Below are 20,232 nucleotides of genomic sequence, written 5' to 3' on the forward strand. Positions count from 1 at the left end.
TTATGCTCCCTGCGGCTCGACCAGCATCCGGCCGCGCATTTCCATGTGCAGCGCGTGGCAGAACCACTGGCAATAGAACCAATGGACGCCCGGACGGTCGGCAGTGAAGGTGATCGACGCGGTTGCCATCGGTCCGATCTCGAAGGCGATGCCGTAGTTGCCCAGGCAGAAGCCGTGGGTCACGTCATCCACGTCATCCAGGTTGGTGACGAAGATTGTCACCTCGTCGCCCTGTTTGACAGTGAACTTCTCAAGGCTGAATGTCGGCGCCTGCGAGGTCATGTAGACCCGCACCTTGTTGCCATCCCGGATCGGTTCCTCGGCACCTTCTTCCAGATCGATGCCATCGGCTTCGGCCTGTTTGCGGGCGTCTTCCCATGTGACGTCGTTGCGCTCCCATACGTTGACCGGGTTGACGATGTCGCTGCGAACGATGATCGAGTCATGCGGTTCGGCAAAGGTCGGCCCGTCGTGAACCACCTTCATCTCATCCGATGAGATGTCGATCAGCTGTTCGTTCTCCGGCTTCAGCGGACCTACGTTCAGGAAGCGGTCCTTTGAGAACTTGTTCATCGAAATCAGCCACTTGCCATCTGCATCCTTGGTCTCACCCATGGAAGTCGAGTTGTGACCCGGCTGATAGTGAACATCGACCTTCGAGATGATCGGATCGACATCCTCACCCGCATAGGCGCGGATCGCCTTGTCCATGTTCCACTTCACGATCTGGCTGTCGAGGAACAGCGTGGTGAACGCATTGCCCTGACCGTCATACGCGGTGTGAAGCGGGCCAAGACCCAGCTGCGGCTCACCCACGATGCAGGATCGCGGATCGGCATCGCTTTCGAACAGGGCGTCCAGCTTGGTCACATCCATGATCGACACTGTCGGAGACAGCTTACCGTTTATGCAGACGTGCTTGCCATCAGGCGCGGTGTTGATGCCGTGCGGCGAGTTCGGGATCGGAATGTAGCGGGTGTATTTCTTGTTTTGACCCTTACGTCCGTCCAGAACCTTGACGCCTTTCAGCTCCTGATAATCGCCAGCTTCGATGCCTTTTTCGATTTCCGCGAGGTTGAAAACAACAACGTGGTCCAGCTCGTTCTCGGTCATCTCGGCCAGGTTCATACCCATTTCCGAGTTGTACGATGTCGAATACGCGTATTTACCCTGATAATCGCAGTCGGTGTTGTCGAGGTTACCCGACACGATCACCTGCCATGCCACTTCCATGGTGTCACCGTCCAGCGCGGTGAAGATGTTCACGTATTGCGACGGATCGTCCAGCACGGTGCCATCATTGACCAGCGGAGTTTCATCTTCGCCATTGGCAAAGACATAACCGGTGCGCGGGAATTTCTGCGGACGCAGACCGTGGATCGCCTTGGCATTCGGGATCTCGGTGATCTTGTCGCATTTCATCACATCGCAACGCACACGGGCAACGCGGGTGTTGGCCTTGTCGTTCATGAACAGGTAACGGCCGTCATAGGTGCCGTCGGTGAACGACATGTGCGGGTGGTGCAGGTCGCCGTTGTCATAGGTTTTCATGCCGCGCTTGGCGAGGAATTCCTTGGTTTCCGGCAGCAGACCGTCGGTCATGATCTTCAGCGACTCGTTGGTCTGGCCCCAGCCGGTTGCAGAGCAACGGTTAAACACCGGCACCCGCATCAGCTCGCGCATGGACGGGAAGCCCAGGATGCGCAATTCGCCGGTCTGTCCCGAGGACCAGAAGCCGTAATACTCGTCCAGCTCACCGGGCTCCAGGTTGGCATTGGCCGCAGCGCTGGCCTGTTTTGCGGTCATCAGGGTCGAACCCAGACCGGTCCCGGCCAGCACGGCACCGGTGGCGGTTGCCCCCAGCATCCCGCGGCGGGTGATGTTCAGTTTGTTGTCTTGTTCCGACATGATCGTTCCTCCTTTTTAGGAAACGGATTGCGGTTTGGCGTTCGGATGGTTCGCCGGTGGTTGCCCGAGGGGGGTCTTGAGGTTGACCGACCCTGTCTTGGCCCGCCGTTTAAGCTGGCGGATAACGACGGGACATTTGTCCTCGGACTGGTAGAGCACCTGACAATGCAGGCAGGTGACGCACTCGTTCGGGTTGATCTCACCAGTTGGGTGGATTGCCTGAACGGGGCATTCGTTGGCGCAGGTCTGACATGGGCTGCCGCATTCCTTGTAGCGGCGCAGCCAGTCGAACATGCGAATTCGGGCGGGGATCGCCAACGCACCGCCCAGCGGGCAGAGGTAGCGGCAATAGAACCGTTCGATGAACAGCCCGATCCCCAGCAGGGTCAGCGCAAAGACCACGAATGGCCAGTCGCGCATGAACTTCAGAATGATCGCGGTCTTGAACGGTTCGATCTCGGCGTAGGTCTCAGCCAGCGGGATCGAGACAAAGCTGAGCCCGAAGAGACCAAGGAAGATCATGTATTTCGCAGGCCACAGGCGCTCGTTCAGACCCCAGGGCAGGGTCCATTGCGGCACCTTGAACGCCCGCGCGATCTTGTTTGTCAGCTCCTGCAGCGCGCCAAACGGACACAGCCAGCCGCAATAGGCACCCCGGCCCCAGAACAGCAGCGCGGCGGCGACGGCGAACCATTGGATAAAGACCAGCGGATCCAGCAGGAACGCATCCCATGAGAAGCCGGTGCGCAGGCTGCCCGCCAGCGCCATCAGGTTCACCACGCTCAGCTGTGCATTGGCGTACCAGCCGATGAAGAACAGCGTCATGGTCAGGAACCCGATGCGGAACCAGTAGAAGACGCGCGCGTTCATCGTGGCGTGGAACTGGAAGAAGAAGGTGGCCGTCAGCACCAGCAGCATGGCACCCAGAACCGCGATCTCGACCACGCGGTCTTTCCAGATGCGCTGCCACAGGGCGGCCTTTGCAGCGGCCTCGCCAGTTGCGTCATCGACCACCACAGGGGCGGCAATCGGCAGCAGATAACGCTCGGGCAGTTTGTAGCCCAGATCGAAGGTCAGGAAGGTCTTCTCAACCGCGCCCACTGCACGCTGCACCAGCAGCTGCAGGCGGAAGGGTTCGGCCGGGTCGAACTCGGCATCAGCGGGGATTTTGAAGATATCCAGCTCGGTGAAGCTTGGCGCATCCGATGCGGCAACCGTGCCCAGACGGCGCTGTTGTTTGTCGAAGAACCGCACCGAACTGTCGCCCTGGATCAGCTGTATCCGGTCAAAGATGCCACCGCGAACATAGCCCGAGCCCTTGAAGCTGTAAGCGCCACGACCCAGCACCAGAATGGCCTGTTCGCCTTCGTCCAGCCAGTTGACCAGGTTCTGGTATTCGGCCTCACCCAGCAGCGACTTGCCGATGGACGGCACCGATACCAGCGCCATGTGCATGTCAATGAAGGTGTCATCGGGCTCACCCGGCTCTGGCCGCTTGATCGCGCGCTGATCGCCGGTGGCCTCAAACGCGGCGTTGACCTGTCCGACGTCCAGCGTCAGCCGCCGAATTGATCCGTCGCCCGACAAGGTGGTCCAGTCATAGACCGCATCCTGCGCCATATCGACTTCGCGCTTTGGTCCATCGGCCTGCAGCGGAGACAACCCCCCCAGCCCCAATGCCCGCGCCACTTTGATGCCGCCGCGCACAAGGCTGTCGTCAATCACCATGATCGTGACAGTGGCCCCTGAGATGATGTCGAGGTCATGCCCCTCACCCCCGGTCTCGGCCTCAACTTTCAGGTCCAGACCTGTGTAGCCTTCGGTCAACTCGACCATGCGCGAATTGGGGATGCCGATCAGCACGATGGGTTCCGAGTGTTTGACCAGCTGCACACCGGTCAGCACCGCATCACCATCAATCGCGGCGACCACATGGATCGGCTTGCCGGAATAACCGGTCGTGCCGACAAAGTCGGAGGTCAGGAATGCCCAGGCGACGGTTTCGCCCCCCTTCAGGACGGGCGCAACGGGCACATCCTCGCGCACCGGGCCAAAGGCATCGGCACCGGGGGCCAGATCGGCGGGCTCAATTTCAGGCAGGAAGCTGGCAAGGCTGTCGGCATGGGCACTGATCGCCATCAGGCAGGACAGGGCAAGGGCCAGCATAAAGTGGAATGCGCGACTTACGACCACGGCGCACCTCCGATACTTAGGGTAAACGCCATGGACGCGCGCGGGGCGCGTTCAGTTATTTCTTGGGCCGGGCGCGGGGGTCCGCGGGTTTCGGGCCAGAGCCAATTCGAGTTGTACAACTCGAAAGATGGGCCCTGTTCGCAACGTACAACACGAACAAAACCGGTTTGCCGCAGCTCCGGCAGCTCAGGCACAGGTGCAGCGCCGGTGACGGCGCACAGCGCGCAATCGGCGCATTTCGGGCAGTACGCGGTCGGGTCTTCGGTGTCCTCCTCAAGATCAACCTCGACCCAGACCGCGCCGCCTTCCGAGCAGATCTCCACCCAGACACTTTCACCGGGACTCGCCAGCGCCGGCGCAAAGGTCTGCAACAACAGAAGGAATATGCCCGCCAACCCAACCGCCGCGCGAACCGCGCGGGCAGGGAGATTGTGCAATGGGGTCAGGGCAGGCATGGAGACTCCGACTCGGGAAGCTGAGCCTGATTTCTAGGGGATTCGGTTTGGGCGATACTTGACTTAGGTTAGGTGTAGTGAATTTCTGAATTTCACTATAAAAATCAACCGCCTGCCTCATCCATCAGGCCGCGCACCCAGCGCCCGGCCAGCCACGTCGCCGGTATGCCCAGAGGGATCGACCACAGGATCGCAGGCACGGGTGCAATGGCGCTGAATCCTGCGCTGTGCAGGATCAAACCGGCCAGAAACAGGTTGATGGCCACGGTCAAAGCCGTGGCCGGATAGAGCAGGATGGCCAGTTTCCAGACCGGCCATTTGCCGTCAGTGGCTGGTGCCTTCCGAGAAGGTGATTTTGTTCCAGACATTGTACTTTCCAGACGGTTTGCGCATCGGCAGGCGGCGAACCTCTTCCAGCGTCTGCGCGTCATAAACAATCACCGCGCCATCATCTTCCCAGATCGAAACCAGCGCGTGACTGCCATCCTTGGTGAACTCGACATGGGCCACGGTCTTGCCCGGCGCAGGGCGCAAAGTCCTTACGATTTCAAGGCTTTGCTTGTCAATCACATGCATCGCATCCTTGTTCGGGCCAAAGAACACATCGGCCCAGACGTAAGGCGAATTCTCATGGCTGCGCATGAAGAACCCGGGTCCCTCGGTCTTGATCCGCTTGACGGTTTCCCAGCTTCCCATGTCGATCACCGACACGGTGCCATCGGTCAGATGCGGCGTCGCCATCACGGTTGTATCGCCGCGTTTCCACGTGATACCCGAACCTAAGTGAGGCATCCCCGGCAGGTCTAGATCAGCCACTTTATGCCCGATCACCAGATCGATCACCTGCCCGCCCTTGCCATCGCGCGAGGCTCCCATGACGTATTCATAGCTCTGGTCGAAAAAGAAATCGTCCAGATAGTCGGGTGTTGTGATCTTGCGCACCGGGAAGGGATCGGGGTTCTTGAACTGGCCCTCAATGCGGAAATCATGCCCCAGCCCGAATTGCGGCGGGTTGGCCCCGTAGAAGACCTCCCAAATCTCGGGCACGTCTTTCAGCGCCAACACAAAGCTCTCGCGCGGTGGTGCCTGATAGACGGCCGAGACGCGGCTTGGTTTTCCTTTTTTGCTTTTTACATCAATGACTTTCGCCACCGACAGGTCTTCGGTGGACAGCAGTGTCAGAGAGTTCGGCAGATAGTTCGCCACGGCCACCCATTTGCCATCCCCTGACATGGCGATGTTGCGGCTGTTCAGGCCTGCGCGCACGCGGCCTACCTGCTTCAGCGCCCAGATATCGTATTTCTGAACCCAGCCATCGCGTGACATGATGAAGACATAGCGCCCGTCGGGGCTGAACTTCGGCCCGCCATGCACGGCAAAAGGCGTCTCGAACCGATCCAGAACTTCGAATGTGTCCCCATCCAGAACGCTCACATGATGATCGCCGGTCTCAACGGCCAGCGTGATGTTCATCGGGTCGCTGTCCCAGACAGGCGCGTCAACCGATACGTACTCATCATCCAGAGTCCGGCTGGCCATGATATCGGCCTCACCCCATTCGGGGTTGGTCTCCAGCGGAGATTTCAGCCAACCTGCCAGTTCCTCGATCTGCAACGCATCGAGCTCATGCGAAAACGCAGGCATCTGCGTGGCCGTGCGCCCCTCGGCAATCACGGCAGCTACACGGGGACCGCGCATCCGTTTCAAAGTCTCGGGGATCAGGGCCGGACCAACCCCGCCCAGGCGGTTCTCACCATGGCATGAGGCGCAGTGCTCGGCATAATCCGAAGAGGCTTCCGCCCAAGCGGTGCTGGCCAACAGCAGCGAACAGAGGGTTCCGATTTTCAGGGTGTCAAAAGAACTGATGCGCCGGATCATGGCTTTTCCCCCGGAACGGTGTGACCTGCAGGCGCTCACCCGCGTCCTGCACACCGATTTCTTGGTTTGACAGGTAGCAGGCCGGGTCTTCGGCCCACGGATCTCCGGTAAGCTGCAGAGCACGAATGCGGGTGTTACCACCGCACACATCCTTCAACTGGCACGCCCCGCAACGCCCTTTCAACGGGCGTGGACGAGTGCGCAGCATGGCGAGCATTGGGTCGTCGCTGGTCCAAAGGTCCGAGAACGATTTGGTCTTCACGTTGCCGACCGTGTAATCGGACCAATAGGTGTCGGGATGCACCCGACCCAGATTGTCGATATTGGCCACACCCAACCCGCTGGAGTTCCCTCCCCAGGCAGCCAGATGCTCCCGCACATGCGCGGCTTTGGCATCGTCGAAATGTGCCCGAACCCAGTTCAGGAAGTACCCCGCATCGGCGTCGTTATTGCCGGTTACGATATCCAGCGGACGACCGCCAGACGCAGCCTCCCACGCGCGTTCCAGCAACAAATCCAGACCCTTACGGGTGCGCAGATGCTCGGCATCCTCGCCCCGGTTTTTATCGCCGCGCCCGGCATAGACGAGGTGAGACAGGTAGAACTTGTCGACCCCCTCATCATCGCACAACTGCAGCAGGTCAGGCAGGTGATGCTGCGTGCCCTCTGTCAGGCAAAACCGCAGACCTACCTTGATGCCGCGTTTCTTGCATTCGCGAACGCCGCGCAGGGCGTCGGCAAAGGCGCCTTCGACCCCACGGAACCAGTCATTTGTGGCCCCGATCCCGTCTAGCGAGATGCCGACATAGTTGAAGCCCACGTCGGCAATCATGTCGGCGGTTTCGTCGTAAATCCGCGTGCCGTTGGTCGACAGCGCCAGCATGGGCACCAGTTCTCGGGCGCGTTTGGCGATGTCGAAGAAATCGAAGCGATCCAGCGGTTCCCCACCCGAGAGGATCAGGGCCGGGACGCGAAATTGGCCCAGATCCTCAAGGGTTACCATGGCTTGCTCGTGGCTGAGCTCACCGGGGAACGCGACATCCGCTGAAACGGTATAGCAATGGCGGCATTTCAGATTGCAACGCCGTGTCAGGTTCCAGATCACCACTGGTTTCACCGGTCCGGGGCGGCGTTTGCGCACCGGGGTCGGTTTGACCAGTTGGTGCATGTATTCGGTCAGGCGGAACATTTCTCAGCCTTTCTTTTTCAGGCGCAGCCCGGTCTTTTTCAGGATGCGTGTTGAATAGAGGATGTCTTTGGCCCCGCAGGCCTCACCCAGAATGGCCGTGATCTCGGCGCGTTTCTCCTCGACCTCCTCGCGATCTGCACCATGAACCATGGCGAACAGGTTGTAAGGCCAGTCGGGCAGGGCGCGCGGACGCTCGTAGCAGTGGGTGACGAAGGGCAGAGCACCTATCCGAGCCCCCAGCTCGGCCACGCGGTTGTCGGCGACATCCCAGACGGTCATGCCGTTCGAGGTCATCCCCAGTTTGTAGTGGTTGGGGGCCGCAGCAATGCGCCGGATGACACCACGCGATTTCATGTCGGCCAGACGGAACAGCAGGGTCTCTTCATCCAGGCCCAGTTCGTTAGCAACCTGCGCATAAGGGGCGGGCACTAGCGGCAGGCCGCCTTGCAACGCCTCGATAATCTCTCTGTCCTTTGCGTCGATCATGCCGCTACCCGGAAGCCGATGAAGAATTCCTGAAGTTTGGGAAACTGCAGGACCGCGATCCCGGTTTCCCGTTCGATCGCCTCGGCTGTGGTTGCGATGCCCTCGGGCGTTTCGGTTGCCAGAACGAACCACATGTTCAGTCGATGCGTGCGTTCATAATTATGCGCGACCTCTGGATGCGCATTGACTTTGGTCAGGACGGTTTCAAAATCCTCGGGCGGCACGGCCATGGCACACAGGCAGAAGGCACCCCCCATTGCAGCTGCGTCGAAGAAGGGGCCAAAGCGGGTGATGACGCGTGCGTCCTTCATCCGTGCCAGACGGCTCAACAGGTCGGATTCCGTGATCCCCAAGTCCTCGGCAATCGCCGCGTAGGGGTGCGAGTTCAAAGGCAGATCATCCTGCATCCGGTTCAGGATCGCGCGGTCGGTGTCGTCCAGCGTCATGCGGCGGCCTCCTTCGGTTGGATCAATGCACCGGTCTGTTTGAAGCAGCGGGTCGAGAACAATACTTTGCGCTGCGCACCAAAAAGTTCAGGCAGGGCGGCGGCCCCGGCCAGGACTTCCATCGCCTCGGGGCGCGAGCGTGCGTGGATCATCGAATAGAGGCGATAGGGCCAGACATCCTCGACCGGATTGCGCTCATAGCACAGCGTCACGCCTGGATGGGCCGCCAGCGCTGGCCCGGCAGTGTCGACCTGCTCTGGCGGCATGTCCCAGACCACCATCGCATTGGCGGACCAGCCGAGGGCGCGGTGGCGCACAATGACGCCGAGGCGTGAGATGATCCCGGCTTGGTGCAAAGCAGCGATGCGTTCCATTACGTCATCTGGGCTGCGGTTCAGGGTCCGGGCCAGAGCAGCATAAGGCTCAGCAACCAGCGACAGCCCGGAACTTAAGGCTTGTAACAGCGGCCGGTCGCCTTCCCGCATGGCCGAACGATCAACTTTCCGAGGGCCAAGAGTATTGCGGGTCTCGCCTGACATACGAAAGCCCAGATCAATGTTGAACGGCCGAACCAGCCGCAAATCCAGAACTCGCAGTCCCGAGCGCTGCGAGATCCTTGCGAGGGTGTCGTTCACATGCGCCCGGTCTGGACCGGTGGCCACAAACCAAAGGTTCCAGTCATCCTCGCGCTGGTAATTGTGGTTCACGCCGGGCTCTGAATCGATCAGGGCCGCAACCTCTTCCAATCGCGCCTCGGGGGCGGCGACGGCGGCCAGAGTGCTGGCCGAAACCGCGCCGGGTGCAATCGTTGCGCCAACCCGCGTGATACGCCCGGTCTTGCGCATCCGGGCCAGACGGTCGAGCACTTCGGCCTCGTCCAGACCCAGCGCGTCCGCCAGAACCTGAAACGGGCGCTCGGTTATGGGGAAATCGCGCTGAAACTCGTCCAGCAGACGGCGGTCGATGGGATCGGTGATGTGCTGCATGTCAAAGCCCCGTTCTGTGCGCACGGGCGGTGAAGAAGATGCCGGATGGGCTGTCGGCCTCAATCTCACGCAGCTTTTCAAACGTTTGCGTGTCGTAGACCATGACCTTGTTCGCGTCGCGCACGCTGATCCAGACCTCATGCCCGCGCGGGGTGAATTCCATGTGCAGTACGGCGGGGCCCGGTTTGAATTCGTGGATGATTTCCTTACTGACGCTGTCGATGACCTGAATCGTATCGTTCAGCGGGTGGGCAAAATTCACCCAGACCTGCCGCCCATCGGGCCGGGCCATGGCAAAGACCGGCTGGCCATGGGTTTTGGTGCGCCCGGTCTCGGTCAGGGTGTCGGCGTCGATCCACAGAACCTCGTGATGGCCGACGGCGGGCAGAACGAACTCACGACCCGTCAACGCCCAGCCTTCGAGGTGAGGCATTTTGTAGACCGGCATTTCCTCTTGCCCGCGCCCGTAATCAGGCAGCACGCGGATGGGTTCGGGCGTCTCAGCCCACAGGTCCAGCGCGGTCAGGCCGTCTTCACCAAACAGACCGGTGATATAGGTGCGGCCATTTGCGGTGATCAGCGCATCATAAGGGTTTTTGCCCATATCGGGGATCTTGGTGATCGCTGGATCGCCTTTGGTGAAATCGGCAATCCAGGTCTCGCCCATGTCCCACATGGTAAAGACAAACCGACGGCCCGGTGCGTCGACCAGACCGATGGTTTTGCTGTCAGTTGGGATGTCGGCGACCATCTCTAACGTGTCCGCATCGAACACGCGCACGCCGCCGGGTTCATAGTTTGACACCGCGACCAGCTTGCCATCGTCCGAAATCGCGCCGCCAATGGCATTGCCCGCCTGTACGACGCGATTCACGATCTGACGGGTGACGATGTCTACTTTGGTCAGCCCACCGTCACGCCCGAAAACATAGGCAAAGCGTTCATCGGGTGAGTAGACCAGCGAGGCATGGGACAGGTCGCCCAGCCCTTCGATCCGGGCCAGTGCAGCACGGTCGGATTGATCCACCAGCAAGACCGAGCCTTTGGCCCGTTCGATCACAAGGCCGAGGTCCCCGGTCGCGGTGGGCTCAGCCTGCGCGGTGGTCATCAGCAGGGTGGCGGCAAGGGTAAGGACGAGCTGTTTCATTGTGTCTCCTGTGCCAGCAGGTAACGTGCGATCCATTCGGCCTCTTCTTCACTGATCAGAGGCCGCCAGGGGGGCATCGCGGTGTCGGGGATGCCGTCGAGGATCACGCCGGTCAGAACCTCTGCGTCGTAGTGGTCCAGCGTTTCGGACCGCAGATCGGGGCCAAGGCCGCCTTTCAATGACAGGCCATGGCATGAGCCGCAGTCTTGATGGACAAGACGCTTCAGCGCGTTCGGATCGAGCGTGTCTGCGGCGAAAGCCGTGGTGGCCACAAGGACGGCTGTAGAAAGGACAGCGCGCGCGGTCCAACCCTTGCGCCCTCCCGCAGACGGTCGCCGCGTAGGCCTTCTGGAACCCAGCTTAGCCATGCGCCTGCTCCAGCAATTCAGCCAGGGGCCGTTCAGCGTAAAGCGATACAACCTTGCCGATGATAAACAGCGTGGGCGCGCTCAACTCTGCCTCGCGGACGTCCGCCGCCAGCCGATCCAGTCGGGATACCATGCGGCGCTCGTCCGACGTGGTCGCTTTGCCAACCGCCAGAACGGGGGTCGAGCCGGGCAGGTTTTCGGTCATCAGCCCCATGGCAATCTGGCCGATATTGGCGACGCCCATATAGACGACCAGCGTCGAGTCTGGATCGGCCAGACGTTTCCAATCCAGGTCCAGCACCTTGTCGGCCTGCCGGTGTCCGGTGACATATTGCACCGAGGTCGCCAGCCCACGATGGGTCAGTGGCACGCCGGTGGAACAGGATGCGCCCTGTGCAGCGGTGATGCCGGGCGCGTATTCGACCGGGATGCCGTTTGCCATCAGATGCGCAGCCTCTTCCGAGCCGCGCCCGAAGATCATCGGATCACCCCCCTTGAGGCGGGCAACGGTGTGACCGGCGCTGGCTTCTTCGACGAGGATTTCGTTGATGCGATCCTGCGGCACCGTATGACATTTGGGCGCCTTCCCAACCGGGATCAGCCGTGCGCCATCAGCGTGCAGATTGAGAATATCGGCCGAGACCAGACGGTCATAAACCACCACATCCGCTTCTTGCAGCATCCGCAGCGCGCGCAGGGTCATCAGTTCGGGGTCGCCGGGGCCTGCGCCAATCAGAAAAACCTTACCGCTCATGTGCAAACTCGCTTGGTCTGAATGTCTTCGGAACCCGGAGTTCCTGCGCGATCAGGTGACGTTGCTGGGTGAGCCGGGCGTGTCATGGGGCCAGACTGCCGCAATCGAAAAGGAACCTCCTTGACTAAAGTTAAGGAGCGCGGGAATTGCCCCGCGCTCCTTTTTGCTTGCCTGTATGATTGCCTCGGCTCAGGGTTCGACAGTGATCATGCCGATCATGTTCTGTGTCTCCCAATGTGGCCCGCACAGGTATTCCTGCGGGCCGGGGGTGAGGAAGGTCAGGTCAACCGACTCCTCAGGAAACAGCCGGTCGCTTTCGGGTTCGCTGCCGTCTTTCAGCAGGACCGAGTGACTGGTGCGTTTGTCCACGTTCACCCAGCGCACTGTTGTGCCCGGTTTCACGGTCAATTCGACCGGGCAGAACGTGTATTTGTACATCAGAACAACCTCGGCATCCTCAACGGCGGATGAGGGCTCACCAAACAGCTCGACATAGCGCTCTTCTGCTTCCGCACACAGCTCGGCGGTTTCGTCCGCCCAGGCGGGTGTGGCCAGAAGCAGCAGCGCGGGAAGAAGGTGTTGGGATTTCATCGTCCAAGTCTCCTCTTCTAAGCGGAAGGGGCCGGATCGCCCGGCCCCTGTCCCTTATTGTTTGACCACGTTGATGAAGGCACTGTCGTCGTCCAGCGCCAGGCTGGTATCCAGCGTCACATGGTGGAACCGTGCGGCGGCAAAGTCATCGTGGATGGCAAAGCCGACGGTATAGGTCTGACCTACCTCAAGCGGCACATCGCCGGCTGCGCCCGAGTTCAGCGGGCGGGTGAAGACCACGGTCCACATGCCCGCATCCAGGCTGGCCGAGGCAGCGATTTCACCGTCATTGACCACGCGCTGTTCCAGCAGATAGCCGTTGGTGGCGCTGCCGTCCGCATAGACACGCATCAGGTCCAGATAGGTGCCGTCAGCCAGATACTGCTCGATCTGATCGGCGGCGTGCAGCTTGTCCCAGCCACCCAGCGCCTTGCTGCGACGGCCTTTGATTTCGACTTCGGTCCGGCTTTCGCTGATGTATTTGGTCACCGTATCTTGCGTGCTCAGACGGCCAGAGACATCGCCATTCGCGGCAATCGCATCGGCACCCGGATCAAAGGGCATATAGGAGTTGTCCGCGTGGCACGAGGCCCAGCAACCCACTTGATCACCCAATTCGATCCCTGTGCCAGTGATCATCATGGCCACCTTGATCTGGTTGTCGGGGTCCATCTTGCCGCCATCGACGAAGGGGGCGGGGTTGTGGCCCGCATCCGGCCATTGCAGGCGGATGTACAGGTTCTCATCATCATGAGCGGCCTGCACGGATGCATCGATCACACCGCGTTTGCCCGGGATTGGGGTGGGTTCCAGATCACCGCCAGCCACGATTTTGTTGCCGATCGCATCCAGTTCGGCAGCGTGACAGGTCGTGCATTGGTCTCCGCCCTTGGTCAACGGACGCGCACCACCGTGGGATCTGCCGTTCTGAACCCACTCGAACGAGGCCTGACCGGGGTAGAACAGTTTCATATCTGCACCTGGGACAGCGGCCCAATCGATATTTGTGCCAACATCGCTTCCGCCACCTGCAGCGGCTGCAGCTTCTTCGCCAGAGGCTTTGGCACGCTCTTCCGCGACAGCTGCGTCAACTGCCGCTGCGATCTGGGCCTGTACGGCCTCTTGCTGGGCAACACGCGCGGCTTTCTCAGCCTCAGCATCGGCGGCTTCCTTAGCTTCGATCCGCTCCAGACTGGCCAGATATTCGGTAGGGATTTCGCGAATGAAATCGGGATTCGGCGCTTCAAGTTTTTCCAGATATTCTTCATCGGCCCGGTCGCGGGCATCCGAGTGTGCGATCCCCTTGTGGCAGTCAATACAGGTCTGACCAACGGTCATCGCGTTCAGGTGCTGCTGACGGGCGCGGGGTTTCTGGAACTCGGGCATCATCGACTCGAAGTCATGGCAGTTGCGGCACTCGCGGGAGTCGGTGGCCTTCATCCGTTCCCATTCATTCATAGCCAGATGCACACGCTTGGCTTCAAACTTTTCGCGGGTGTTGATGGTGCCGACCATCTTGCCATACAGCTCTTTGGACGCCTTGATCTTGCGAATGATCTTGTGGGTCCAATCCTTGGGCACGTGGCAGTCCGAACAGACCGCGCCCACACCTGAACGGTTCACGTCGTGGATCGTGCCGGTGTATTCTTCATAGACGAAATCACGCATCTCGTGGCACGAGACGCAGAATTCCTTGGTGTTGGTGGCTTCCATGGCGGTGTTGAACCCGCCCCAGAAGATGATGCCTGCGGCAAAGGCCGCAGCGATCCCGGCCACGGGCATTCCCCACAGGAAATACCGGCGCCAGATTGGTTTTTTCTTTTCCGGTTCGGAGGTCATATCCGGTCTCCGTTTTGGCTTCTTTCTCTGGCCCTGGATGTCAGGCCTGTGGATTTGGCTGATGAGTCAAACGAGGAAAGGGCGGGCGAGGGGCCCGCCCTTTCCGGTGCTGAGTACAAACCCGTCAGGTGACGTGGTTCGACCGGTTGTAGACGTTGAACTTACCGGTCGGGGCAAACAGACCCTTCACACGGCCGATCTCTTCCAGCGTCTTGGCGTCGAAGATCACGATCTCACCATTGGCCTCTTTCGAGGTCGAGCGGTTCCATTTGGAAACCCAAACCTCAGAACCGTCCTGGTTGAACTCGAAGTGGACGGCGACGTTGCCTTCCTCTTCGGTGATCTGGATCGTTTTCACGATCTCACCGGTTGCCTTGTCGATGACCTGCACCGATTGCTGAATCTCAGGCTCGGGATGCTTGGTCTGGTCGGCCCAGATGTAATCCGATTCCGGGTGCGTCCGGATGAACAGACCGGGTCCGTCGGTTTCCACCTCATAGCAGACCTTCCAGGCGTCGTCCGGGCGACCTTCGGGGTCGTTGCCCCAAACGGTGACCGTGCCTTCACCCAGGTGGGTCGTACCGGCAACAGGACCGCAATTCGGGTCATCCCAGTTGGCGCCCGGGCCGGGGTGCGGCAGCGGCGCGGTGTCGATCAGAGCTTCCAGCTTGTGGGTCTCGGTATCGACCACGACCATTTTGTTCGACGCGTTCGCGGCGATCTGGAAGTAACGGCCGGTCGGATCAAAGAACCCGTCATGTAGGAACTTGGCACTGTCGATCTTGTCGATCCGCAGGTTGTCCAGGTCGGAGTAATCGACCTGCCAGAGCTGACCGAGTTCCTTGACGGCCACGATCCATGTGGGCTCGTTCGGGGTGGTGTAGATAGCGGCCACGCGGGCCTCTTCCACATAATCCCCGTCCACGTTGTAGCCGCGGGTCGAGACGACCTTTTTCGGCTCCATGGTTTCGGCGTCGACGATGGCGAAGTGCGGCGGCCAATAAGCCCCACCGATCACGTATTTACCGTCACCCGAAACGGCCACGTCGCGGGCGTCATAACCAATGGTGACCTCGGCCACAAGCATGTTCTCGGGGTTCTGCCACAGGTCGATCTTGGTCATCTTGCCGTCGCGGCCCATGGTGTACCAGAAGCGACCCGGGTTTTCCGGCTCTTCCAGTTTGTGGTGCTCGGACGCTTTCAGGACGTGCACGGCATAACCGGTCGGGATATGCGCCAGCACTTCCTTGGTGTCGCCGTCGATCACGGCCACCTTGCCCACGTCACGTTCGATGACCACGAAGAAGTTTTCCCAGTTGCGGCCATGCAGAGGCTCGGTCGGGTAATCCTGCGGTTCGACGTACACTTTGCGGGTCGCCATCATCTGCTCAAGCGACATCTCCGGCGGTTTGGGCGGTTCCATCTGGATGTAGGTCGCCATATCGCGGATTTCTTCTTCGGACATCACATCCGAGAAGTTGTTCATACCGCCCTCGGTGCCCCATGCGATGATCTTCTCAAGCCGGTCCTGTCCCAGTTTCAGGGTGCCCGACTCGGTCACGGTGCCATCGTCGTTCTTTGTTTCAACCAAAGGCTCAAGGCTTTTACCTGTCGCCCCTTTGCGCAGCACGCCGTGGCAACCGGCGCAGCGTTCAAAGTAAAGTTGTTTTGATGATTCAAAGGCTTCCTTGCTCAGGGTTGGCTCTTCTGCAAAGGCTGGCGCAGCGACGCTGCCCAGCAGCATCGCCAAACCGACCCCGAAGGCGCGGCCAGTTCTGTTGTAGCTGATTCCAAGTGACATGATCACTCTCCATTTGCTGGTGAGGCAGGTCCAAGGGTGAGACATCACGCGTTTGTCATCCTTGACGAAAGTCAACGGAAGGCCTGCAAACTGCGTTCAAAGGCAATATTTCCGCCAATAAAATAAGGGTTTCGGAGGCATCTTTTCGCCTGCTTGATTTCTGTTAAGTGAGCTGGAACTGAAGCTCGCTAGGCTCTCACCCAGAGGGCATCAGAGCCGAGGAGAGCAGACATGTCGGCAGTCATCGCGCGGGTTTTTGGCGAAGGATTTCGGGTCTTTTTCCTGTCAGCCGGTTTATACGGTCTGTTCGTTGGCGGTGTTTGGGGTGTCTGGTTGATGGTCCAGACCGGCGCGGTTTCTTATTCGGGCACGAGCTATGCGATGACCCCACCGATGTGGCACGCGCATGAGATGATTTTCGGCTATGCCACCGCCGCGCTGGGCGGCTTCTTTCTGACCGCGGTGCCGAACTGGACTGGCGCACCCGACGCGCGGGCGCGGTTCATAATGCTGGCGGCGGGTCTTTGGCTTCTGGGGCGTCTGGCCATGTGGTATTCGGCTGCGCTGTCGCCTGTTCTGGTTGCCGTGCTTGATCTCGCCTTTGTGCCGATCCTGGCCGCGAAGATCGCGACTCAGCTGATCCGACGCCCTAAACCACAGAACATGGTGTTTCTGCTGCTGCTCAGCCTGATCTGGATCGCCAACCTGCTGACTCACCTGCAATGGATCGGGATCACCAATGACACGCTCGATACCGGCCTGCGTGTTGGACTGCTGACCTTATGTTCCATGATCGCGATTCTGGGGGGGCGGATCACGCCGGCTTTCACCCGTAACGCGATGAAGCGCGAGGGTGCGCCGGAAGAGGCGTGGCCGGTTTCTGTTGCCGCGCTCGATAAGACAGGCATGATCGTCGCTTTGCTCCTGCCAATCAGTGCTCTGATCCTTGGGATCAGCATGGTGACCGGGTTGGTGGCGCTGATCCTTGGCGTTGTGCAGATCCTTCGCATGGCGCGCTGGCGGTCGCTCTGGGCCATGCGGCAGCCGATTCTCATAGCCTTGCATGTTGGGCTTGGAATGCTTGCGCTTGGCCTGATCTTGTGGGGCCTGTCCCTGTTGGGCATCGGCAATGAGATTGCGGCGCTGCATGTGCTGGGCATCGGTTGTGTCGGCGGCATGACCCTGGCGGTCATGAGCCGCGCCGCGCTCGGTCATAGCGGGCGGGCGTTGGTTGCGCCAACGCCGATGGCGGTGGCCTACGGGTTGATGGCACTGGCCGCGATTCTCAGATGGGTTGGATCGGATCTGAGCACCGGCTACCTGACGGCGATGCTGGTTGTCGATGGGCTATGGATCGGAGCGTTTGCGCTCTATCTGATCGCCATGTGGTCGGCACTGACCGGTCCGCGCGCGGCCTGAAAAATAAAGTTATTCAAATAGCTTACTCTTTCCTGCGAACTGTCTTGACTTTCGTTAAGGCAGCCCCGCCACCCAGCCGCCATTGTCGTCACACTAGCTAATCTGCGCAAAGGAGAGCGCAATGCGAGAAGTCATGACAAAGAGCATGGCTCGCAACATATTCTATGGCGGGTCACTGTTCTTCATCCTCATTTTCCTGGCCCTGTCGGCCCATTCGCACTGGTACATCGTCAATTCCGAGAATTCGGCGAAACTGGATGAGAGTGTGGTCCGCGGTAAGCACATCTGGGAAAAACACGCCTGTATCAACTGTCACTCGATCCTGGGTGAAGGTGCCTATTTCGCCCCCGAAGTCGGCAATGTAATGACCCGCTGGGGCGTCCTCGACGACCCGGAATCAGCCTTTGAATCGCTCAAGGGCTGGATGGAGGCGCAACCCACCGGCATTCCCGGCCGTCGGCAGATGCCCAATTTCAACCTCAGCGACGAAGAGCTTCGCGACCTGACCAACTTCCTGATCTGGACCGACAATATCGATGCTCAGGACTGGCCACCGAACGAAGCCGGTTAAGGAAGGAACAGAGCAATGAAATACGAATCCCAAAAAATTGCGCTGGCCTACTTTGCCGTGGCCATGGCGCTGTTTGCGATCCAGGTGCTGGGCGGACTGCTGGCGGGCTGGGTCTATGTCATGCCCAACACGCTCAGCGAGTTGTTGCCGTTCAACATCATCCGCATGTTGCACACCAACGCGCTGATCGTCTGGCTGATCACAGGCTTCTTTGGAGCGGCCTATTTTCTGGTTCCGGAAGAAACCGAACGCGAGATCCACTCGACCAAGCTGGCTTATCTGCAGCTGCTGATCCTTGTGGTCGGTACGCTGGGTGCGGTGCTGACCTATACCTTCAACCTGTTCGAAGGTAACTGGCTGCTGGGCAAAGAGGGGCGCGAGTTCCTTGAACAGCCCAAATGGGTCAAGGCGGGCATCGTCGTGGCGGCGCTGATCTTCCTTTACAACATCTCGATGACGGTGCTGAAGGGTAAGAAAACCGCGATTTCGAACATCCTTGTTCTGGGCCTTTGGGGTCTGGCGCTGCTGTTCCTGTTCGCCTTCTACAATCCGGGCAACCTGTCTCTGGACAAGCAATACTGGTGGTATGTCGTCCACCTGTGGGTCGAAGGTGTGTGGGAGCTGATCATGGCCTCGATCCTGGCCTACCTGATGCTGAAGCTGACGGGTGTGGACCGTGAGATCGTCGAGAAATGGCTTTATGTCATCGTCGCCGCCGCTCTGTTCTCGGGCATCCTTGGCACAGGGCACCACTACTACTGGATCGGTACGCCCGCGTATTGGCAGTGGATCGGCTCGATCTTCTCAAGCCTCGAGGTGATCCCGTTCTTCGCAATGATGGCCTTTGCCTTCGTCATGGTCTGGAAAGGCCGTCGTGACCATCCCAACAAGGCCGCGCTGCTGTGGTCGCTGGGCTGTGCCACGCTTGCCTTCTTCGGTGCCGGTGTCTGGGGCTTCCTGCACACGCTGCACGGGGTGAACTACTATACCCACGGTACGCAGATCACAGCGGCCCACGGTCACCTGGCCTTCTACGGTGCTTATGTCGCCCTGAACTGCGCCATCTTCAGCTATGCCATGCCGATCCTGAAAAACCGTGATCCGTATAATCAGGTGCTGAACATGGCTTCGTTCTGGCTGATGACCGGCGGCATGGTGTTCATGACCTTCGTTCTGACCTTTGCCGGAACCGTGCAGACGCATATGCAGCGTGTGGTGGGCGACTACTACATGGACGTGCAGGACCAGATCGCCATCTTCTACTGGATGCGCTTCGGTTCGGGTGTCGTCGTGGTGCTTGGTGCGCTGTTGTTCATCTACTCGATCTGGGTGCCCCGGAAAGAGGTGATTGAACCCGGCAAGATCGAAACCCCTGCGGAGTGATGAATATGGACGGCTCCATGAAACTGAATGAGGGGGCGGCAAACGCCCCCTTCTACCTCGCCCAAGGCGATGAATGTGATGTGTTCTGCGCCGCTTACAACAATGATCTGCCGGTTCTGCTGAAAGGCCCGACAGGCTGCGGCAAGACCCGATTTGTGGCCCATATGGCTGCGCGTCTTGGCCGCCCGCTTTATACCGTGGCCTGCCACGATGACCTGGCCGCCGCTGATCTGATCGGGCGTTACCTGTTGAAAGGTGGTGAAACCGTCTGGGTCGATGGCCCCCTGACCCGGGCGGTACGCGAAGGTGCGATTTGCTATCTCGACGAGGTGGTCGAGGCCCGCAAGGACGTCACCGTCGTGCTGCACCCGCTGACAGACGACCGGCGCATTTTGCCGATCGACCGCACGGGTGAAGAACTTGAGGCCGCGCCCGGCTTCATGCTGGTCGCATCCTATAACCCCGGATATCAGAATATCCTGAAAACCCTGAAACCCTCGACCCGGCAGCGGTTCATCTCGCTGGAGTTCGACTTCCCGTCACCTGAAATGGAGGCCGAAGTTGTCTCCCAGGAAAGCGGACTGCCGCTGGAGCGCTGCAAGCCGCTGATCCGTCTGGCGAACAAACTGCGAGGGCTCAAGGGTCAGGACCTTGAGGAAGGCGTTTCCACCCGTCTGGTCGTCTATGCCGCGACATTGATCGCACAAGGCATGTCCACCGACCGCGCCATCCTTGCCGCTATGATTGAACCTCTGACTGATGACGAGGATATCAAACGCGGGCTCCTCGATCTTGTCACGGCTGTCTTTGGGTGAGGC

Annotated in this window: 19 protein-coding genes; 4 read left to right on the forward strand and 15 right to left on the reverse strand. The window is 59.9% G+C overall.

Features of this window, described 5'->3' with window-relative positions; genetic code table 11:
- The 15 genes from nosZ to ACR0IV_RS20180 form a co-directional block, all read right to left on the reverse strand.
- A complete protein-coding gene (gene nosZ / locus ACR0IV_RS20110) occupies positions 1-1,908 on the reverse strand; it encodes a TAT-dependent nitrous-oxide reductase (protein ID WP_480660772.1) in 1,908 nt (635 codons plus the stop codon).
- Between the two features lie 15 nt (positions 1,909-1,923).
- Entirely contained in the window at positions 1,924-4,047 is a 2,124-nt protein-coding gene (locus ACR0IV_RS20115) for a 4Fe-4S binding protein (protein ID WP_480660819.1), read from the reverse strand.
- A 44-nt stretch (positions 4,048-4,091) separates the two neighbouring features.
- Positions 4,092-4,556 (reverse strand): DUF2946 family protein, encoded by a 465-nt coding sequence (locus tag ACR0IV_RS20120; protein WP_480660770.1) that lies wholly within the window; start codon positions 4,554-4,556, stop codon positions 4,092-4,094.
- A gap of 104 nt (positions 4,557-4,660) precedes the next feature.
- Positions 4,661-4,924, reverse strand: a complete 264-nt coding sequence (locus ACR0IV_RS20125; RefSeq protein WP_480660768.1) for a hypothetical protein — start codon at positions 4,922-4,924, stop codon at positions 4,661-4,663.
- The gene (locus tag ACR0IV_RS20130) at positions 4,881-6,434 is read right to left on the reverse strand and encodes a cytochrome D1 domain-containing protein (RefSeq protein ID WP_480660766.1); all 1,554 of its coding nucleotides are present in this window, start codon (positions 6,432-6,434) and stop codon (positions 4,881-4,883) included. Before ACR0IV_RS20130 ends, ACR0IV_RS20125 begins: the two co-directional genes overlap by 44 nt.
- Complete coding sequence (gene nirJ, locus ACR0IV_RS20135; protein ID WP_480471442.1) at positions 6,409-7,623, reverse strand: heme d1 biosynthesis radical SAM protein NirJ; 1,215 nt, start codon at positions 7,621-7,623, stop codon at positions 6,409-6,411. The genes ACR0IV_RS20130 and nirJ overlap by 26 nt, the downstream gene beginning before the upstream one ends.
- A gap of 3 nt (positions 7,624-7,626) precedes the next feature.
- Positions 7,627-8,109 (reverse strand): siroheme decarboxylase subunit beta, encoded by a 483-nt coding sequence (gene ahbB, locus ACR0IV_RS20140; protein ID WP_480660764.1) that lies wholly within the window; start codon positions 8,107-8,109, stop codon positions 7,627-7,629.
- Positions 8,106-8,555: an Lrp/AsnC family transcriptional regulator gene (locus tag ACR0IV_RS20145; protein ID WP_480660762.1), complete on the reverse strand. Its 450-nt coding sequence runs from the start codon at positions 8,553-8,555 to the stop codon at positions 8,106-8,108. Before ACR0IV_RS20145 ends, ahbB (ACR0IV_RS20140) begins: the two co-directional genes overlap by 4 nt.
- Entirely contained in the window at positions 8,552-9,541 is a 990-nt protein-coding gene (ahbB, locus tag ACR0IV_RS20150) for a siroheme decarboxylase subunit beta (RefSeq protein ID WP_480660760.1), read from the reverse strand. Before ahbB (ACR0IV_RS20150) ends, ACR0IV_RS20145 begins: the two co-directional genes overlap by 4 nt.
- Position 9,542: 1 nt before the next feature.
- Complete coding sequence (locus ACR0IV_RS20155) at positions 9,543-10,688, reverse strand: cytochrome D1 domain-containing protein (protein ID WP_480660758.1); 1,146 nt, start codon at positions 10,686-10,688, stop codon at positions 9,543-9,545.
- On the reverse strand, positions 10,685-11,056 hold the full coding sequence (locus ACR0IV_RS20160; protein WP_480471447.1) for a c-type cytochrome: 372 nt from the start codon (positions 11,054-11,056) through the stop codon (positions 10,685-10,687). The genes ACR0IV_RS20155 and ACR0IV_RS20160 overlap by 4 nt, the downstream gene beginning before the upstream one ends.
- Positions 11,049-11,810, reverse strand: coding sequence for a uroporphyrinogen-III C-methyltransferase (gene cobA, locus ACR0IV_RS20165; RefSeq protein ID WP_480660756.1), 762 nt, complete (start codon positions 11,808-11,810; stop codon positions 11,049-11,051). The genes ACR0IV_RS20160 and cobA overlap by 8 nt, the downstream gene beginning before the upstream one ends.
- A gap of 189 nt (positions 11,811-11,999) precedes the next feature.
- Positions 12,000-12,401, reverse strand: a complete 402-nt coding sequence (locus ACR0IV_RS20170; protein WP_480660754.1) for a cupredoxin domain-containing protein — start codon at positions 12,399-12,401, stop codon at positions 12,000-12,002.
- A gap of 54 nt (positions 12,402-12,455) precedes the next feature.
- The gene (locus tag ACR0IV_RS20175; RefSeq protein WP_480660752.1) at positions 12,456-14,240 is read right to left on the reverse strand and encodes a NapC/NirT family cytochrome c; all 1,785 of its coding nucleotides are present in this window, start codon (positions 14,238-14,240) and stop codon (positions 12,456-12,458) included.
- A 124-nt stretch (positions 14,241-14,364) separates the two neighbouring features.
- On the reverse strand, positions 14,365-16,041 hold the full coding sequence (locus tag ACR0IV_RS20180; protein ID WP_480471451.1) for a cytochrome D1 domain-containing protein: 1,677 nt from the start codon (positions 16,039-16,041) through the stop codon (positions 14,365-14,367).
- Positions 16,042-16,272: 231 nt separating this feature from the next.
- Between ACR0IV_RS20180 and ACR0IV_RS20185 the strand changes: the two genes are divergently transcribed.
- The 4 genes from ACR0IV_RS20185 (at position 16,273) to ACR0IV_RS20200 (ending at position 20,229) form a co-directional block, all read left to right on the forward strand.
- Positions 16,273-17,460 carry an NnrS family protein gene (locus ACR0IV_RS20185; protein WP_480660750.1) on the forward strand — a complete coding sequence of 396 codons (1,188 nt, stop codon included), beginning with the start codon at positions 16,273-16,275 and terminating at the stop codon, positions 17,458-17,460.
- A gap of 121 nt (positions 17,461-17,581) precedes the next feature.
- Positions 17,582-18,031, forward strand: a complete 450-nt coding sequence (locus ACR0IV_RS20190; protein WP_480471453.1) for a c-type cytochrome — start codon at positions 17,582-17,584, stop codon at positions 18,029-18,031.
- Positions 18,032-18,046: 15 nt separating this feature from the next.
- Positions 18,047-19,414, forward strand: a complete 1,368-nt coding sequence (locus ACR0IV_RS20195) for a cbb3-type cytochrome c oxidase subunit I (RefSeq protein ID WP_480471454.1) — start codon at positions 18,047-18,049, stop codon at positions 19,412-19,414.
- A complete protein-coding gene (locus ACR0IV_RS20200; protein ID WP_480471455.1) occupies positions 19,414-20,229 on the forward strand; it encodes an AAA family ATPase in 816 nt (271 codons plus the stop codon). Before ACR0IV_RS20195 ends, ACR0IV_RS20200 begins: the two co-directional genes overlap by 1 nt.
- Positions 20,230-20,232: the final 3 nt, after the last annotated feature.

Source organism: Ruegeria sp. C2 (assembly GCF_056537765.1).

Bases quoted from the DNA above. Each gene is read 5' to 3' on its own strand.
- nosZ (WP_480660772.1), bottom strand. From the start codon at position 1,908: ATGTCGGAACAAGACAACAAACTGAACATCACCCGCCGCGGGATGCTG.
- ACR0IV_RS20115 (WP_480660819.1), bottom strand. From the start codon at position 4,047: ATGGCGATCAGTGCCCATGCCGACAGCCTTGCCAGCTTCCTGCCTGAA.
- ACR0IV_RS20120 (WP_480660770.1), bottom strand. From the start codon at position 4,556: ATGCCTGCCCTGACCCCATTGCACAATCTCCCTGCCCGCGCGGTTCGC.
- ACR0IV_RS20125 (WP_480660768.1), bottom strand. From the start codon at position 4,924: ATGTCTGGAACAAAATCACCTTCTCGGAAGGCACCAGCCACTGACGGC.
- ACR0IV_RS20130 (WP_480660766.1), bottom strand. From the start codon at position 6,434: ATGATCCGGCGCATCAGTTCTTTTGACACCCTGAAAATCGGAACCCTC.
- nirJ (WP_480471442.1), bottom strand. From the start codon at position 7,623: ATGTTCCGCCTGACCGAATACATGCACCAACTGGTCAAACCGACCCCG.
- ahbB (WP_480660764.1), bottom strand. From the start codon at position 8,109: ATGATCGACGCAAAGGACAGAGAGATTATCGAGGCGTTGCAAGGCGGC.
- ACR0IV_RS20145 (WP_480660762.1), bottom strand. From the start codon at position 8,555: ATGACGCTGGACGACACCGACCGCGCGATCCTGAACCGGATGCAGGAT.
- ahbB (WP_480660760.1), bottom strand. From the start codon at position 9,541: ATGCAGCACATCACCGATCCCATCGACCGCCGTCTGCTGGACGAGTTT.
- ACR0IV_RS20155 (WP_480660758.1), bottom strand. From the start codon at position 10,688: ATGAAACAGCTCGTCCTTACCCTTGCCGCCACCCTGCTGATGACCACC.
- ACR0IV_RS20160 (WP_480471447.1), bottom strand. From the start codon at position 11,056: ATGGCTAAGCTGGGTTCCAGAAGGCCTACGCGGCGACCGTCTGCGGGA.
- cobA (WP_480660756.1), bottom strand. From the start codon at position 11,810: ATGAGCGGTAAGGTTTTTCTGATTGGCGCAGGCCCCGGCGACCCCGAA.
- ACR0IV_RS20170 (WP_480660754.1), bottom strand. From the start codon at position 12,401: ATGAAATCCCAACACCTTCTTCCCGCGCTGCTGCTTCTGGCCACACCC.
- ACR0IV_RS20175 (WP_480660752.1), bottom strand. From the start codon at position 14,240: ATGACCTCCGAACCGGAAAAGAAAAAACCAATCTGGCGCCGGTATTTC.
- ACR0IV_RS20180 (WP_480471451.1), bottom strand. From the start codon at position 16,041: ATGTCACTTGGAATCAGCTACAACAGAACTGGCCGCGCCTTCGGGGTC.
- ACR0IV_RS20185 (WP_480660750.1), top strand. From the start codon at position 16,273: ATGTCGGCAGTCATCGCGCGGGTTTTTGGCGAAGGATTTCGGGTCTTT.
- ACR0IV_RS20190 (WP_480471453.1), top strand. From the start codon at position 17,582: ATGCGAGAAGTCATGACAAAGAGCATGGCTCGCAACATATTCTATGGC.
- ACR0IV_RS20195 (WP_480471454.1), top strand. From the start codon at position 18,047: ATGAAATACGAATCCCAAAAAATTGCGCTGGCCTACTTTGCCGTGGCC.
- ACR0IV_RS20200 (WP_480471455.1), top strand. From the start codon at position 19,414: ATGAATATGGACGGCTCCATGAAACTGAATGAGGGGGCGGCAAACGCC.